Source organism: Robertmurraya massiliosenegalensis JC6 (assembly GCF_000311725.1).
In the GTDB taxonomy this organism is placed as follows: domain Bacteria; phylum Bacillota; class Bacilli; order Bacillales; family Cytobacillaceae; genus Robertmurraya; species Robertmurraya massiliosenegalensis.
This window is the reverse complement of sequence record NZ_HE978517.1, coordinates 186,330-203,260: the sequence shown is the minus strand read 5'-3', so window position 1 is coordinate 203,260 and position 16,931 is coordinate 186,330. Positions and strand designations below refer to the sequence as shown.

The window sequence follows — 16,931 nt, the reverse complement described above, 5'->3', positions numbered from 1 at the left end:
CCTCAATGATTGGAAGATCATCTACCTGAAGTTTTTGATAAGGTTTATTCACCGGCTGTTCTGTTGGCTTATCAAACATACTTTTACCGATTAATAGGGTAAGTAATGTTCGAATTAATTGTTCTTGAAAGTTTATAAAAGATAATAAATAGGTTATAATTTGAGGGTACAAATTGTCACTTCCTTTATTTAGGATTCTAGTGTCGTGTGGTAACCTCACTATTACCTAAATTTCAGGGGGTGGCAATTTTTTTGCTTATAAAGCCCTCCAACAAGGTATTTTATAGCCTATTTCTTATAAAAGTTTTGACAATACGTATTGTGGTATGGGGGTGAATCTATGCAAATCTCAACTGTTGAAATAAGCGTTGCCTCTACTATCCTAAAGTTATTGGGTGATCAGACTCGGCTAACTATGGTAAAAATCTTGGACTCACATGATTGTTGTGTTTGTGAATTTGTGGAGATTTTTCACACAAGTCAGCCAGCGATTAGCCAACATTTACGAAAACTGAAGGACTTAGGGGTTGTAAAGGAAATAAGAAAAGGGAAATGGATTGTTTATTCGTTGAATAAAGAAAATCAATACTATCCATTGGTTCAGAACATTATACAGCTACTTCCTAGCCAAGACTCTAAATTGGAAGAATTAGAAGAACAGGGATTACGCATCTCTTGTGATTAATGGAGGTTTTTATATGATAACAGCAATATTAGCGGCTGTCTTATTCATCGTCACATTGATTTTTGTGATTTGGCAGCCAAAGGGTTTGAATATTGGGTGGACAGCATGTGGAGGAGCCCTCCTTGCATTAATATTAGGTGTTGTAGATTTTAACGACGTGTCAGAAGTTGTAGGAATTACATGGAATGCAACTTTATCATTTGTAGCAATCATTCTTATATCGCTAGTTCTAGATGAAATTGGGTTGTTTGAGTGGGCTGCTTTGCATATGGCAAGGTTAGCTAAAGGTCACGGAATTAAAATGTTTGTATATGTAAGTATATTAGGTGCAATAGTTGCAGCGCTTTTTGCAAATGATGGTGCGGCCCTAATATTAACACCGATCGTATTAGCGATGGTCCGTAATTTGAATTTTAAAGAAAAAATGATCTTTCCTTTTATTATGGCGAGCGGATTTATTGCGGATACTACCTCCTTACCATTTGTAGTAAGCAACTTGGTTAATATTGTTTCTGCTGATTTCTTTGGAATAGGTTTTGTAGAATACGCTTCTAGAATGGTAATTCCGAACATTTTTTCATTGTTGGCAACAATTTCTGTCTTATTAATTTATTTTAGAAAAAGTATTCCAAAGACGTATGATTTAACTAAATTAAGAAAGCCTGTAGAGGCCATTAAGGATATGAAAATGTTCTGGCTTTCATGGTATGTTCTTGGACTGCTATTAATTGGTTACTTTACAAGTGAATTTATTAATGTCCCCGTCTCCATTGTGGCAGGGATCATCGCAATTTTCTTTTTATTGATGGCAAGAAGAAGTGAGGTAGTGAATACTAAGGCCGTTATTAAAGGCGCACCATGGAATATTGTATTTTTCTCTATTGGTATGTATGTAGTTGTTTATGGGTTAGGAAATGCAGGGCTAACAAGTGCGTTAGCAAATGTCATTCAAGTAGCATCCGAACAGGGATTGTTCATTGCAACTATCTCTATGGGCTTTATAGCAGCTTTCCTTTCATCCGTTATGAATAATATGCCAACTGTTATGATTGATGCATTGGCTATTGCAGAGACAAATACAAGTGGAATTCTTCGAGATGCGCTTATTTATTCCAATATCATTGGCTCTGACCTAGGGCCAAAAATTACCCCAATCGGTTCACTGGCCACATTGGTTTGGCTCCACGTATTATCACAAAAAGGAGTTAAAATCTCATGGGGCACCTATTTTAAAACTGGTATTGTATTGACGATTCCTATTTTGTTTATTACGTTGCTAGGACTTTTTATAACATTACTATTTTTTTAAAAGGGAATTAGCATGACTAAAAATTCTATCATTGCAGAAGTGAAATTGGTATGCAAAAAAGTAAAAAGATAACAATAAATTAATAGACATTTACTGATTAAATTATTACTTGAAAAGGGGTATTAAAAAATGAAGAAAAAAACAATCTATTTTTTATGTACTGGAAATTCTTGCAGAAGCCAAATGGCTGAAGGCTGGGGGAAGAAGTATTTAGGTGATGAGTGGGAAGTTAAGAGTGCAGGTATCGAGGCACATGGCTTAAATCCCAATGCAGTGAAAGCAATGAATGAAGTAGAAATTGATATTTCAAATCAAACATCTGACATTATTGACCCAGAGATCCTAAACAATGCTGAATTTGTCGTTACTTTATGTGGAGATGCTGCTGATAAGTGTCCAATGACACCACCACATGTAAAACGTGATCATTGGGGATTTGATGACCCTGCAAAAGCTCAAGGAAGTGAAGAGGAAAAATGGGCTGTATTCCAACGAGTTCGTGACCAAATAGGTGAAAGAATCAAGCGTTTTGCTGAAACTGGAGAATAAAACAGCCTTATACCAAGAGATCCATCTCTTGGTTTTCTTTAAAGACTAATATAAGTATATGCTTATTTAATATTAATCGGAGGGTTTTAGATGAAAAAAGTCGAGATATTTGATCCAGCAATGTGTTGTTCAACAGGAGTATGTGGTCCATCAGTTGATCCAGAACTAACCAGAGTAGCATCTGCGGTATATTCTTTGGAGAAAAAAGGATTTGATGTGAAACGGTATCAATTAACAAATGACCCTGATAAATTTGGTAAAACACAGTCAGTGAATAGTGTTTTACATGAAAAGGGACCGGATGCGTTACCTGTAGTTTTAGTAGATGAACAAGTTGTTAAAGTTGGAACCTATCCAACAAATGAAGAACTTGCAGAATGGCTAGGGGTAAAAGCTGAAGAGCTTACTGAAAAACCGAAAGTCCGACTTTCATTAAACATAAAAAAACAGTGAAAAGAAAGAAGTGAAAAACATGTTTCAATCTTTCAAACCTCAAAATGTTGTGCAGACACAGTTTTTATTTTTAACTGGAAAAGGCGGAGTTGGAAAAACATCAACTGCATGTGCAACAGCCGTAGCTTTAGCGGAAAGTGGAAAAAAAGTTTTACTAATTAGTACAGACCCAGCATCTAATTTACAGGATGTTTTTGATTTTGAATTAACAAACTCGCCTAAAGCAGTTCCAACGGTAGAAAATTTATTTGCCAGTAATTTAGATCCCGAGGCATCAGCAAGTGCATATCGTGAAAAAGTAGTCGGTCCATACCGTGGAATATTACCAGATTCCGTTGTAGCTACAATGGAAGAGCAACTATCAGGAGCATGTACAGTCGAGATTGCCGCATTTGATGAATTTACAACTTTACTTACAAACACAGAAATTATAAACCAATATGACCATATCATTTTTGATACAGCACCAACGGGCCATACGTTACGTCTATTACAACTACCAACAGACTGGAACGGATTCTTAGAGGAAAGTACGCATGGTGCTTCTTGTTTAGGTCCTTTATCAGGACTTGCTGATAAGAAAAATTTATATTCGGAAACTGTTGATGTTCTTTCGGATTCAAATAAAACAACACTTATATTAGTAACAAGACCTGATATATCATCTCTAATAGAAGCAGACCGGGCATCAATAGAACTCAAAGAGATTGGAATAAAAAATCAAATACTTATTGTTAACGGTCTGCTTCTGAACTATATGAAAGACGATGAAGTTTCATCAGCTTTTTATCAAAGGCAAAGGAATGCTTTAAAGCAGATACCAGCTAATCTAAAACAGACAGTAAGCTATTCATTACCGTTTGTTTCATATTCTCTAACTGGGGTTGAAAATTTACGTTATTTATTTAAAGAATACGTTATTCCAGTATCAGAGGAAAACAGTGAGAACGAGATAGTAAGACTACCAAATCTAAACGATGTCATTAGTGATTTCTCATCAACTAATACAAGAATAATTTTTACTATGGGTAAAGGGGGCGTTGGAAAAACAACGGTCGCTTCAGCCATTGCAGTTGGTTTGGTGGAACAGGGCCATCGAGTTCATTTGACGACAACTGATCCTGCAGCTCACTTGCAGTATCAATTTCAAAGCGACCAATTAAATCAAAATCTAACTATTAGCAGCATTAATCCTAAAGATGAAGTAGAAAAATATAAAACCGAAGTGTTGGCGACTGCTGGTAAGGATTTAGATGAGGAAGGTCTGGCTTATTTACAGGAAGATTTAAACTCACCTTGTACAGAGGAAATTGCAGTCTTTCGTGCATTTGCCGAAGTAGTTGCCAAATCTGAAAATGAGATTGTCGTCATTGACACAGCTCCTACAGGTCATACATTACTCTTATTAGATGCAGCACAGTCATATAGCAAGGAAATTGCTAGGTCTACTGGCGAAGTGCCAGAAAGTGTAACAAAACTACTTCCAAAGATTAGAGATTCCAAGGAAACATCTGTCGTAATCGTTACCTTAGCTGAAGCTACACCTGTATTTGAAGCCTCCCGATTACAAGATGATTTAAGAAGAGCAAATATTAGCCCAAAATGGTGGGTTATTAATCAAAGTCTATTTGCCACTGATACCAAAGACCCTGTGTTAAGAGGGAAAGCAATTTCTGAAAAAGAGTGGATTCGTGAGGTCAATAATCATTTAGCCGATAGTTGTGCGATTATACCTTGGTTGCATGAAGAAAAGATTGGGTATGAGAAACTAAAAGACTATATAAATTAATGATGTAGAAAAATGATGGAGGTACTATAATGACAACAAAGAATTATCATGAATTAATCAAGGATAGAATTTACATCGGTGGTGCAGACGATGTAAATGATTTATTAGGGAATGAGAAAATAGATGTTGTATTTGATTTAAGAGCTGAGGCTCCGATAGAAGATGTAGTTTATAACCGTATTCATAGCCCTATTGTTGATGATGCAGCAGACCAAGAAGAATCTATTAAGAAATCTATTGATCATGTAATAAAAGCATATAACGAGGGTAAGAATATTTACTTCCATTGCCAAGGAGGAAGTAATCGCACTGGTACTGTTGCAATCGGAACATTATTAGCCTTAGAAAAAGCAAGTACAATTGCTGAAGCAGAAGAAATTGCTAAGGCAGCAAGACCAAAAATTAATGTGAAGCCAGAAATGAAAGAGGCTTTAAAAAGAATTTATCCAAATGGATAGGGGAGAAACCTTAATGAAAATTACAGATGCTGCGAAACACTTATTAGAAAATGTATTAACGGAAAATGGTGCAGAAGGTATACGCCTTTATTCAGTTGCTGGATGCTGCGGACCACAATTTGCGTTATCTTTAGATGCACCACTTGAAACTGATATAATTGAAACTATTAATGGTATTAAAGTAGCAATTGATTCACAGGTTGCTACAACTGAGGAGCTAACTTTAGACAAAGAAGAAAATCAGAACGGTGAAGGTTTAGTATTATTAGGTGCAAGTGGTTGTTGTTAGGAAAAGGTAAAAAGGAGTAGTTAGCTCATTCATGAGTTGATTACTCCTTTTTATTTTAGATTTTGCTAAGTATCCTTAGAGACACTTGCTGAGGAGATTCGGAATCAATTTGACACCGGTCCAATATAGTGAGGAAGCTCAATAAGGTAAGGTTTGTAGCTGTGCAACTGCATAAATAACGAAAAATATAACAGAGGTTATCCGGATATTTTGTGATAACCTTTTATTTTGTATTAAAAAAATTGTTATTAGAATCGGATACCATAATTCAATTTTACATTCATTCAAATAACCACTTGAATGTTAGCGAGTAAAAGGAGTATACTATATTCAAATAAACACTTGAATGAGAATGGAGTGAAAAAATGAATAAAAAAGATACCTGTGAGATTTATTGTTATGATGAAGAAAAGGTAAATCGAATACAAGGGGATTTACAATCAATTGACATTGTTAGTGTATCCCAAATGCTAAAAGCTATTGCAGATGAAAATAGAGCAAAAATTACCTACGCTTTGTGCCAAGATGAAGAACTATGTGTGTGCGATATAGCAAATATTGTAGGTGTTACTGTAGCGAATGCTTCTCATCATTTACGTACCCTCCACAAGCAAGGGATTGTTAAGTTCAGAAAAGAGGGAAAACTAGCATTTTATTCATTAGATGATGACCACATCAAACAGATAATGATGATTGCGTTAGCACATAAAAACGAGGTGAAAACCAATGTCTGATCAAACAGCAAAACTAAATGAACAAGAATTGAAAGCCTATCGTGTTCAAGGATTTACTTGTGCCAACTGTGCTGCCATTTTTGAAGATAATGTAAAAGATCTTCCTGGTGTTCAGAATGCGAAAGTAAACTTTGGAGCATCTAAAGTTTATGTTCAAGGGAATACAACGATTGAGGAATTGGAAAAAGCAGGGGCGTTTGAAAATTTAAAGATTCGGGATGAAAAAGAACAAAAAGTAGAGCGTGAACCATTCTGGAAACAGAAAGAAAACATTAAGGTATATATATCTGCCATTTTGCTTGTAGTCAGTTGGTTCTTAGGTGAGCAATATGGTGAGGAGCATATACTACCTTCGATTGGTTATGCAGCGTCTATTTTAATTGGGGGGTATTCGCTATTCATTAAAGGACTTAAAAATCTAAGCAGATTACTCTTTGATATGAATACGCTAATGACCATTGCGATTATAGGAGCTGCCCTTATTGGTGAGTGGGGTGAAGGAGCAACCGTTGTCATCTTATTTGCGATCAGTGAAGCGTTAGAGCGTTATTCAATGGATAAAGCTCGTCAATCAATTGAATCATTAATGGATATTGCTCCAAAAGAAGCATTGATTCGCCGTGGAAATGAAGAAATGATGATTCATGTTGATGAAATTCAAGTTGGAGACATCATGATTGTAAAGCCTGGCCAAAAATTAGCAATGGATGGAATCGTTATAAAAGGAACGTCCACGTTAAATCAGGCTGCTATTACTGGTGAAAGTGTTCCGGTAACGAAAACGATAGATGAAGAAGTTTTTGCGGGAACCTTAAATGAAGAAGGGTTACTTGAAGTTAAAGTGACAAAACGAGTAGAAGATACCACTCTTTCAAAAATCATTCACTTGGTAGAAGAAGCTCAAGCAGAACGGGCACCTTCTCAAGCGTTCGTCGATAAATTTGCGAAATACTATACACCAGTTATTGTGATCTTGGCTCTTTTAATTGCGGTTATTCCACCGTTATTTGGGGGAGATTGGAGCGAATGGGTTTATCAAGGTTTAGCTGTATTAGTAGTTGGTTGTCCATGTGCCTTGGTTGTTTCTACTCCAGTTGCGGTTGTAACTGCAATAGGAAATGCAGCAAAAAATGGAGTGTTAATTAAAGGTGGCATCCATTTAGAAGAAGCAGGGCATTTGAAGGCTATTGCTTTTGATAAAACAGGTACATTAACTAAAGGGATTCCTGCTGTAACAGACATTATGATATATGGTGGAAATGAAAATGAACAGTTAACCATTACAGCAGCGATTGAAAAAGGATCCCAACATCCATTAGCTTCAGCTATTATGCGGAAAGCAGAAGAAAAGGGATTAGACTTTAATGATGTAATAGTTGAAGACTTCCAATCTATTACAGGTAAAGGTGTAAAAGCCAAGGTAAATAACGAAATGTATTATGTTGGAAGTCCAGCACTTTTTGAAGAATTACACGGAAGCATTGAAAGTGATAGAAAACAAAAGATTACTGAAATGCAAACCCAAGGAAAAACCGTGATGGTACTAGGAACGGAGAAAGCGATTCTTTCGTTAATCGCCGTAGCCGATGAAATTAGGGAAACATCAAAAGAAGTCATTGGTAAATTGAATAATATTGGAATTGAAACGGTAATGTTGACAGGGGATAACAAAAGAACTGCATCAGCAATTGGGAAACAAGTTGGAGTTACTGATATAAAAGCTGATTTGCTACCAGAGGATAAGTTGAATTTTATTAAAGAACTTCGAGGAAAACATCAAAGTGTAGCAATGGTTGGGGATGGTGTGAATGATGCACCAGCACTTGCAGCTTCCACTGTTGGTGTAGCGATGGGTGGTGCTGGAACAGATACAGCATTAGAAACGGCTGATATTGCCTTAATGTCTGATGATTTAAGCAAATTGCCATATACAATAAAGTTAAGTCGTAAGGCTTTAGTAATCATCAAGCAAAATATTACCTTCTCTTTAGCGATTAAATTAGTGGCATTATTGTTAGTTATGCCTGGTTGGTTAACGCTATGGATAGCGATATTTGCAGATATGGGTGCAACATTACTTGTGACATTAAACAGTTTGCGATTGCTAAAAGTTAAAGAATAGAATCATATGTAAAAGGGATAGCAAGACGTTAACGGGCAGAATACTTGAAGAAAAGAATTTTAATATTATACTTGACCGTGTACCTTAGTACACGGTTTATTATGTTTATAGGGGTGAATAATTTGAGTTACCAAATTAGTGTGTTTGCCGAAAAATCCGGTGTAAATAAAGAGACAATTAGGTATTACGAAAAAAAATTATTATTAAAAGAACCTTCCCGAACGAATGCAGGTTATCGGATATATTCAGATGATGATATTAAGCGTGTAAAATTTATCAAAAGACTGCAAGATCTTGGCTTTTCATTAAGTGAAATATATAAATTACTTGGAGTTGTCGATAATGATGAAGTTCGCTGCAAAAATATATTTGAATTTGTATCAAAAAAAGAATTAGAAATTCAAGAACAAATTGCAGATTTAAAGCGTATTGAGTCAATGTTAAAGGACTTAAAAAGTCGATGCCCAGATCAAAAGGCAATACATCAATGTCCTATTATTGAATCTTTAATTTTTGATTGATTTTATAAATAGAGGAGGAAGAAAAGGTGAAAAAATATCGGATTAAAATCAACGGAATGACCTGTACAGGCTGTGAACAACATATTGATGCTGCTTTAAACAACATAGGTGCTTTAAATATAGAAACCAGTTTTAGACGTGGTGAATCGGTATTTGAAATACCAGATGATGTTAATGCTGAAAATGTAAGACAGGCAATTAAACAAGCAAAATATCAACCAGAAGACATAGAAGATATTTCAACACAGAAGCTGAAAGATACCGAGTTAGATATTAAAAGTGATTACGATTTACTTATCATTGGTTCAGGTGGGGCAGCTTTTTCTGCTGCCATTAAATCAACTGAATATGGGGCGAAAGTGGGGATGATTGAACGTGGAACTGTTGGTGGAACTTGCGTGAATATTGGCTGTGTACCATCTAAAACGCTTCTTAGAGCAGGAGAAATCAAACGTTTGACAAAAGCAAATCCGTTCACAGGGTTACAAACTTCTGATGGAGAAGTTGATTTAGCCTCTTTAGTGAATCAAAAGGATGAATTAGTAAGCGAACTTCGGAATCAAAAATATATAGATTTAATTGATGAATATGGCTTTGATTTAATAAAGGGTGAAGCTAAATTTGTTGATGAAAACACAGTTGAGGTAAATGAGCAGAAACTTTCTGCAAAACGCTTTTTAATCGCAACAGGTGCTTCACCATCAATACCAACAATTCTGGGACTTGAAAAAGTGGATTATCTAACAAGTACAACCCTACTAGAATTAAAAAAGGTTCCTAAACGGTTAACTGTCATTGGTTCAGGATATATCGGATTGGAACTTGGACAACTGTTCGATAATTTAGGTTCAAAAGTAACGCTTATACAAAGAAGTGAGCGTCTTTTAAAAGAATATGATCCAGAGATTTCAGAAGCCGTAGAAAAGGTTTTGACAGAACAAGGTATAAACCTTGTGACAGGTGCTACCTATGAGCGTGTAGAACAAGTTGGAGATGTAAAAAAGGTTTATATAACGGTAAATGGCAAGAAAAAAGTCGTGGAATCAGAACAATTACTTATTGCAACAGGAAGAAAACCAAATACGGATTCTTTAAATTTAAGTGCAGCAGGGGTTAATGTTGGAAAAAGGAACGAGATCCTAATAAATGATTATGCTCAAACAAATAATGAGAAGATTTATGCAGCAGGAGATGTAACATTAGGTCCGCAATTTGTCTATGTAGCAGCCTATGAAGGAGGGGTTGTAGCTGATAATGCGATTGGTGGGTTAAATAAAAAAATAGATTTATCCGTTATACCTGCTGTCACATTTATAAATCCATCCATTGCAACAGTTGGGTTAACAGAAGAACAAGCAAAAGAACAAAGATATAAAGTAAAAACATCTGTATTATCTTTAGATGCTGTTCCAAGAGCGATAGTAAATCGGGAAACAACAGGTATTTTTAAACTTGTTGTAGATGCGAAAACATTAAAAGTATTGGGGGTTCATATCGTAGCTGAAAATGCAGGAGATGTGATATATGCAGCAACATTAGCCGTAAAATTTGGGTTAACAGTTGAGAATTTAAAAGAAAACCTTGCACCATATTTAACAATGGCAGAGGGATTAAAATTAGCTGCTCTTACATTTGATAAAGATGTATCGAAATTATCTTGTTGTGCAGGCTGATTTCAAAATCGGGTATACATATACAAGAAGAGGAGCTGTCAATACGATTGCTCCTTTTTTAATTGGGAAAACCAATTTCTTTTTTTGTTTTATCATTCAAATATATACTTGAATGTTTCTGAAGAAAAGAGTATATTATATTCAAGTGAATACTTGAATGATGGTAGAATGTTTATATGAATAAGAAAGATACTCGTAAGTATAACGAAGGAAAGCTAATAAAAAGGGGATGATATAGTTTGAAGTTAAATAAGTTTGAATTTTTCCTTATGAATAATCCAATGAGACGTTGGTTACAAAAAAACATTGAATTGAAAACCTTTAAAGAGTTTTTAGGCAAGCACAATTTTTCTTTAGAGGGAAAAGTAATATTAGATGCTGGTTGCGGATCTGGATATAGTACGAAGTTAATAAATCAATTTTCCCCTGCTGAACTTTTAGGATTCGATTTAATGCCTTCACAAATAAAAAAGGCAAAACAAAAATATCCTGAGTTGAATTTTTTTGTAGGTAATGTTTTAGAAACACAATTGTCTTCTAATAAATTTGACGCTGTGTTTGTTTTCGGTATTTTACACCATATTCCCCAATGGAAAGATGCTATTACCGAACTCTATCGAGTATTAAAGCCTGGAGGGACACTTTTAGTTGAGGATTTGAATAAGGATGCCTCTCGCTTCTTTGCAACCTATTTTAAATTAGATCATCCCCCAGAAGCCTATTTTACATGGGAAGAGTTTACTGATCATCTTAGGGATACAGGATTCGTTATTTTAGAACAAAAAAGGATTATTTCAAATGGTATTGGGTCTTTCCTGTGCTTAAAAAATGATGCTAATAACGATTAATAGTGAGGAGTAATATGAAATGAGTAAAAGAGATACTTGTGAAATTTACTGTTATGACGAAGAAAAGGTAAATAGAATACAAGGAGATTTAAAAACAATTGATATTGTTAGTTTGGCCCAAATGTTAAAAGCTATTGCTGATGAAAATAGGGCAAAAATCACCTATGCCTTGTGTCAAGATGACGAACTATGTGTGTGTGATATAGCAAATATTGTAGGGGTTACTGTAGCCAATGCTTCCCATCACTTACGAACTCTTTATAAGCAAGGGGTTGTGAAGTTTAGAAAAGAAGGAAAACTCGCATTTTATTCGTTAGATGACGAACATATCAAGCAGATAATGATGATTGCGTTAGCACATCAGGAAGAGGTGAAAGTCAATGGCTGATCAACAAGCAAAACTATCTGAACAAGAAATGAAAGCATATCGTGTTCAAGGATTTACTTGTACAAACTGTGCAGCTATTTTTGAGAATAATGTTAAAGGATTAGCTGGGGTAGAGGACGCAAAAGTTAATTTTGGTGCATCTAAAGTGTATGTTAAAGGAAATACAACGATTGAGGAACTAGAAAAAGCAGGAGCATTTGAAAACTTAAAAATTAGAGATGAAAAAGAACAAAAGGTTAAGCATGAACCTTTCTGGAAGCAAAAAGAAAACATTAAAGTGTATATTTCAGCCATCTTGCTTATCATTAGTTGGTTTTTAGGAGAGCGATACGGGGAGGAGCATATTCTTCCGACGATTGGTTTTGCAGCATCCATTTTAATTGGCGGGTATTCGCTATTTATTAAAGGTCTGAAAAATTTAAGTAGATTACAGTTTGATATGAATACGCTTATGACCATTGCCATTTTAGGAGCTGCAATCATTGGTGAATGGGGTGAAGGTGCAACGGTTGTTATCCTATTTGCCATCAGTGAAGCATTAGAACGTTATTCGATGGATAAGGCACGCCAATCTATTGAATCTTTGATGGATATTGCTCCAAAAGAAGCGTTAATTCGCCGTGGAAATGAAGAAATGATGGTCCACGTTGAAGATATTCAAGTTGGCGATATTATGATTGTTAAGCCTGGTCAAAAATTAGCTATGGATGGAGTTGTTATTAAAGGTACATCTACATTAAATCAGGCTGCCATTACTGGTGAAAGTGTTCCAGTAACCAAAACAGTTGATAATGAGGTTTTTGCAGGAACATTAAATGAAGAAGGATTATTAGAAGTTAAAGTAACCAAACGAGTAGAAGATACTACTCTTTCAAAAATTATTCATCTTGTAGAAGAAGCTCAAGCAGAGCGAGCACCTTCTCAAGCGTTTGTCGATAAATTTGCGAAATATTATACACCAGCGATTGTTATATTGGCTCTTTTAATTGCCGTTATCCCTCCGTTATTTGGCGGTGATTGGAGCGAATGGGTTTATCAAGGTTTAGCTGTATTAGTGGTAGGTTGTCCTTGTGCCCTGGTTGTTTCAACACCTGTTGCTGTTGTTACAGCCATAGGGAATGCAGCGAAAAATGGTGTTTTAATTAAAGGTGGTATCTATTTAGAAGAAGCAGGACACTTAAAGGCGATTGCCTTTGATAAAACAGGAACATTAACAAAAGGTTTTCCTGCTGTAACCGACATCCGAACTTTTGGTGGAAATCAAAATGAGTTGTTGTTAATCACAGCAGCTATTGAAAAAGGATCACAGCATCCACTTGCTTCAGCGATTATGCGAAAAGCAGAAGAAAATGGATTAAAATTCAATGATGCTTCAGTCGATGATTTTCAATCTATTACGGGTAAAGGTGTTAAAGCAAAAGTAAATAACCAAATGTATTATGTAGGAAGCCCAAATCTTTTTGAGGAATTACACGGAAGCATTGAACATGATAAAAAACAAACTATTGCTGAGATGCAGACCCAAGGAAAAACCGTTATGGTGTTAGGAACAGAAAAAGAATTACTTTCATTCATTGCCGTGGCTGATGAAATGAGGGAATCGTCCAAAGAAGTCATCGGTAAATTGAACAATATTGGAATCGAAACAGTAATGCTGACAGGTGATAATCAAAGAACCGCAACTGCCATTGGAAAACAAGTCGGGGTTACTGATATTAAAGCTGACTTACTTCCAGAAGATAAGCTGAATTTCATTAAAGAACTTCGTGGGAAACATCAAAATGTAGCAATGGTTGGAGATGGTGTGAACGATGCTCCTGCATTAGCAGCATCAACCGTTGGTGTAGCAATGGGTGGTGCTGGAACGGATACAGCATTAGAAACTGCCGATATTGCCCTAATGTCAGATGATTTAAGAAAATTGCCTTACACCATTAGATTAAGCCGTAAGGCCTTGGCGATCATCAAGCAAAATATTACTTTCTCTTTAGCGATTAAAGCTGTGGCATTACTGTTAGTGATGCCTGGTTGGTTAACGCTATGGATAGCGATATTTGCCGATATGGGAGCAACATTACTTGTAACACTGAACAGTTTACGATTATTAAAGGTAAAGGAATAGTATTGTGAAGTCTTGGGCAGGCTTCACAATAACTGGAGATGACTAAAATGATTTTAACTATTATATATGCAATTGGAGCATTTCTAGTAACAAATATTGATGATATTTTCGTTTTGATGTTATTGTTCTCACAGGCGAAAACAGTAACAAGCGATGGCAGGAGTGCTATTCATGAAAAAGGTGTTTCTCCTAAGGACATCGTAGTTGGGCAATATTTAGGATTTTCATTGTTGGTTTTAATCAGTCTGTTAGGGACATTTGGCGTTATGCTCATTCCTGATAAATGGGTGGGATTGCTTGGCTTAATCCCAATTTACTTAGGGATTAGACTGTTCATAGAAGGCGAAGATGAAGATGAAGGTGCCATCCTTTCAGGTTTGGGAAAGTTTAAAACATTTGCCCTGAGTGTGGCATTTATCACGTTTGCCAACGGTGGAGACAACATTGGTATTTATGTTCCGTTTTTCTCTACCTTAAACACTAACGAATTAGTTATTACATTAATCACGTTCCTGGTTATGGTGGCAATCTGGTGTTTCCTTGGGTATCGCTTAGCAAGGTTTAGGTATATCTCTGAAACCCTTGAGAAATATGGCCGTTGGTTAATCCCGATTGTTTTTGTAGGCCTTGGAATATACATTATGATGGAGACAGGAACCCTTGGTGCTATCTTGGATTTATTTAATTAAAAACTAGCGATACTTAAAGTGTTTCGCTGGTTTGTTGTAGGCTGCCACGATATGGATATAGAGCTTCTATAATCTTATTCTACATGATACATTATGAATCATTGTACTTAACTATAGGATACTTTGACAGAATAAGAGTTTGAGTTTATACCAGCCTTCTTACTTCTTGATTCTTTTTTCTATTATATCTCCCTGTTACTTTCCCTTTCCCTCTGCTAAAAAGTCGGTACCTACTGCTAAAAAGTTGGTACATTAGAGGGAAGAGCGGGGAAAACAAGAATAGGCAGACAATCGTTTAAAGTTAATTAAAATCTCAATAAAAACTCAGGCTGGATCCAATAGGGGGTCCAGTCTTTTTCTGTATTTCCAATAACCCACTAATCCTTTGTCCAATAAGGGTTTCAATAACCTTTTCAATTTCTAAATCCGTAGGATTTCCAATCTCTATTCAGTTTGTTTCCTAAATGTAACACCATCCTACAATTGCTATATTTCCTTTCTTTTCTCCCGATTCTTCTCCTCCATTTTGGGTACCATCTTTTTAACATTGTCCGAATATTCGATACAAGCCAGAGCGGAGAAAAGAGGGCGAAAATGGGGGTTTTGGGGAAGAACTTAATAACATAATGGAGGGATGAAAAAGTCGAGAAAAGAGGGCGGAAGCCATGGGGGACAAGGGATTGATGGGGAATTTGGAAAAATTCCAACTAAGTAACAGGGAGATAGGGGCGTGAGCTCTTGGGAGATAAGAGATTGAGGGTGATGGGAGGAAGGAGGGGCTTGGGAACGTAATTATTCGATGGGGACATAGTAGATGTGTATGGGTTAGGTATAAAGGTTTGAAAGGGAATTTAGTATAATAAATAGAGAAATGGTAAAAGAAGATAAATTAGGATGTGTATATGGATGCTATCTCTTGAAGAATACATTTCAAAAAGAAAAAAAGAAGATCGAATTAATGAATTTGATATTGAGTCAAAAGTTCAAAACATGCAAACGTGTATGAACTATATATTTGAGTATTTCAATCAATACCTTGATGATTCAAAATTGGATGAAAAAACAGTGTTAAACGAAGAACGTCTTGAAAAGTATAAAAATTCCCTTCGGCAATATGAATCTGATATTCAAGAATGGTTAGTTGGAATTTATGACGATTATGAAAAGCAACTGAATCGTTCCATTGTTAGTTACCTTAAAAAAGATGATTTATTCTATCTATACAACACTGATAGAGAGTTTCGCAGTGCTTCGTATGATTGTTACGCTCACCTTATAAAGAAAAATCATTTTCTGAAAGAACAGACTGAAATGCTTTTCCTTTTTATCAAAGACCATCATCGAATTCAAAGTAATCCAAGAATGGATTTCGAAAATATCTATATCTCAGAGGAAGTAGAAGAGTGGATTAAAAAGACATGGGACAAATATCAAGTGAATTTGCTTACTTTTGCATCAGATTATGTGTCTCGCTTTTTTAACAATGAGGAAACTTGGGACGTAAAGCATAGAATCAGAAGTAAGGATAGTTGGCGAAAATATGAGTATGACTACAAACAAAAAAATAATTTATTCAATATAAATTCATTACATAGAAAAATTTCCAGTAAACCATTTATCAGATGTTTCCCTGCTAAATAGTTGGTCCCCATGCTAAAAAGTCGGTCCCTACTGCTAAATAGTTGGTGTCCATAGCGGAAGGAAGAGTGAGGAAAAAAAGAGCAGGCGACAATATGTAATCAATCAATAATCAATCGTAAAATCAATATCAATTCGGGGCCGGATTCAATATGATCCAGTCCTTTTCTTTTGCCCAATATTCCTTCAATCCCTTGTCCGATGTAGGTTTCAATCGTTTCTCCAAGACAAAAATCCGTAGGATTTCCAATCTCTATTCAGTGTGTTTCCCAACCGTAAAACCGTCTCAAAATGGCCTCGTTTTCCGTCTTTTCTCCTGATTCATTTCTCCATTATCGGTACGAACTTTTTAACATTGTCCGAATATTCGATACAAGCCAGAACAGAAAAAGGAGGGTCATTTTCGGGAAGAACTATATAACATATTGGAAGGAAGAAAAAAGGCGAGATAAGAGGGTCTTGGCTTAGAGACGCAAGGGTTTGAGGAGAGTGAGAGGAAGAGGAAGGTGGGGAAGGACTTTTTTGCAGGACAATAAATGATGAAGTTAGAATTATTATTTCTAATCAATTTGACTATATCAGTAATGGTATGTGGAGATGCAAAGAATCGCTGTTTGATCATAAAGATTCTCCATAAAATCTCGATATTTTCTTAGTAGGATAA

The 16,931-nt window shown here is 35.8% G+C and carries 16 protein-coding genes and 1 pseudogene; 16 read left to right on the top strand and 1 reads right to left on the bottom strand.

The features are described from left to right. Positions 1 to 172: pseudogene (locus tag BMSHG_RS29550) on the bottom strand (DDE-type integrase/transposase/recombinase); the annotation flags it as partial. A gap of 168 nt (positions 173 to 340) precedes the next feature. Between BMSHG_RS29550 and BMSHG_RS21910 the strand changes: the two are divergent. The 16 genes from BMSHG_RS21910 (at position 341) to BMSHG_RS21830 (ending at position 16,270) form a co-directional block, all read left to right on the top strand. Further along, on the top strand, positions 341 to 685 hold the full coding sequence (locus BMSHG_RS21910; protein ID WP_019156612.1) for an ArsR/SmtB family transcription factor: 345 nt from the start codon (positions 341 to 343) through the stop codon (positions 683 to 685). Between the two features lie 13 nt (positions 686 to 698). Next, positions 699 to 1,994: an arsenic transporter gene (locus BMSHG_RS21905; RefSeq protein ID WP_019156611.1), complete on the top strand. Its 1,296-nt coding sequence runs from the start codon at positions 699 to 701 to the stop codon at positions 1,992 to 1,994. Between the two features lie 129 nt (positions 1,995 to 2,123). After that, the gene (gene arsC / locus BMSHG_RS21900) at positions 2,124 to 2,543 is read left to right on the top strand and encodes an arsenate reductase (thioredoxin) (protein WP_019156610.1); all 420 of its coding nucleotides are present in this window, start codon (positions 2,124 to 2,126) and stop codon (positions 2,541 to 2,543) included. Between the two features lie 90 nt (positions 2,544 to 2,633). Next, the gene (gene arsD / locus BMSHG_RS21895; RefSeq protein WP_019156609.1) at positions 2,634 to 2,996 is read left to right on the top strand and encodes an arsenite efflux transporter metallochaperone ArsD; all 363 of its coding nucleotides are present in this window, start codon (positions 2,634 to 2,636) and stop codon (positions 2,994 to 2,996) included. Between the two features lie 19 nt (positions 2,997 to 3,015). Continuing rightward, the gene (gene arsA, locus BMSHG_RS21890; RefSeq protein ID WP_019156608.1) at positions 3,016 to 4,785 is read left to right on the top strand and encodes an arsenical pump-driving ATPase; all 1,770 of its coding nucleotides are present in this window, start codon (positions 3,016 to 3,018) and stop codon (positions 4,783 to 4,785) included. A 29-nt stretch (positions 4,786 to 4,814) separates the two neighbouring features. After that, positions 4,815 to 5,243 (top strand): protein-tyrosine phosphatase family protein, encoded by a 429-nt coding sequence (locus tag BMSHG_RS21885; protein WP_019156607.1) that lies wholly within the window; start codon positions 4,815 to 4,817, stop codon positions 5,241 to 5,243. A gap of 13 nt (positions 5,244 to 5,256) precedes the next feature. Then, positions 5,257 to 5,532, top strand: a complete 276-nt coding sequence (locus tag BMSHG_RS21880; RefSeq protein WP_019156606.1) for an iron-sulfur cluster assembly accessory protein — start codon at positions 5,257 to 5,259, stop codon at positions 5,530 to 5,532. Positions 5,533 to 5,897: 365 nt separating this feature from the next. Beyond that, positions 5,898 to 6,266, top strand: a complete 369-nt coding sequence (locus tag BMSHG_RS21875) for an ArsR/SmtB family transcription factor (protein WP_019156605.1) — start codon at positions 5,898 to 5,900, stop codon at positions 6,264 to 6,266. Beyond that, positions 6,259 to 8,388 (top strand): heavy metal translocating P-type ATPase, encoded by a 2,130-nt coding sequence (locus BMSHG_RS21870; protein WP_019156604.1) that lies wholly within the window; start codon positions 6,259 to 6,261, stop codon positions 8,386 to 8,388. The genes BMSHG_RS21875 and BMSHG_RS21870 overlap by 8 nt, the downstream gene beginning before the upstream one ends. 122 nt (positions 8,389 to 8,510) lie before the next feature. Continuing rightward, the gene (gene merR / locus BMSHG_RS21865) at positions 8,511 to 8,909 is read left to right on the top strand and encodes an Hg(II)-responsive transcriptional regulator (RefSeq protein WP_019156603.1); all 399 of its coding nucleotides are present in this window, start codon (positions 8,511 to 8,513) and stop codon (positions 8,907 to 8,909) included. A gap of 56 nt (positions 8,910 to 8,965) precedes the next feature. Beyond that, on the top strand, positions 8,966 to 10,582 hold the full coding sequence (gene merA, locus BMSHG_RS21860; RefSeq protein WP_217282435.1) for a mercury(II) reductase: 1,617 nt from the start codon (positions 8,966 to 8,968) through the stop codon (positions 10,580 to 10,582). Between the two features lie 239 nt (positions 10,583 to 10,821). Continuing rightward, positions 10,822 to 11,430 carry a class I SAM-dependent methyltransferase gene (locus tag BMSHG_RS21855; protein ID WP_019156601.1) on the top strand — a complete coding sequence of 203 codons (609 nt, stop codon included), beginning with the start codon at positions 10,822 to 10,824 and terminating at the stop codon, positions 11,428 to 11,430. Positions 11,431 to 11,449: 19 nt separating this feature from the next. After that, entirely contained in the window at positions 11,450 to 11,818 is a 369-nt protein-coding gene (locus BMSHG_RS21850; RefSeq protein ID WP_019156600.1) for an ArsR/SmtB family transcription factor, read from the top strand. After that, entirely contained in the window at positions 11,811 to 13,940 is a 2,130-nt protein-coding gene (locus BMSHG_RS21845; protein ID WP_019156599.1) for a heavy metal translocating P-type ATPase, read from the top strand. The genes BMSHG_RS21850 and BMSHG_RS21845 overlap by 8 nt, the downstream gene beginning before the upstream one ends. Before the next feature lie 47 nt (positions 13,941 to 13,987). Beyond that, a complete protein-coding gene (locus BMSHG_RS21840) occupies positions 13,988 to 14,629 on the top strand; it encodes a CadD family cadmium resistance transporter (protein ID WP_019156598.1) in 642 nt (213 codons plus the stop codon). A gap of 906 nt (positions 14,630 to 15,535) precedes the next feature. Then, positions 15,536 to 16,270, top strand: a complete 735-nt coding sequence (locus tag BMSHG_RS21830; RefSeq protein ID WP_019156597.1) for a hypothetical protein — start codon at positions 15,536 to 15,538, stop codon at positions 16,268 to 16,270. Positions 16,271 to 16,931 lie beyond the last annotated feature (661 nt).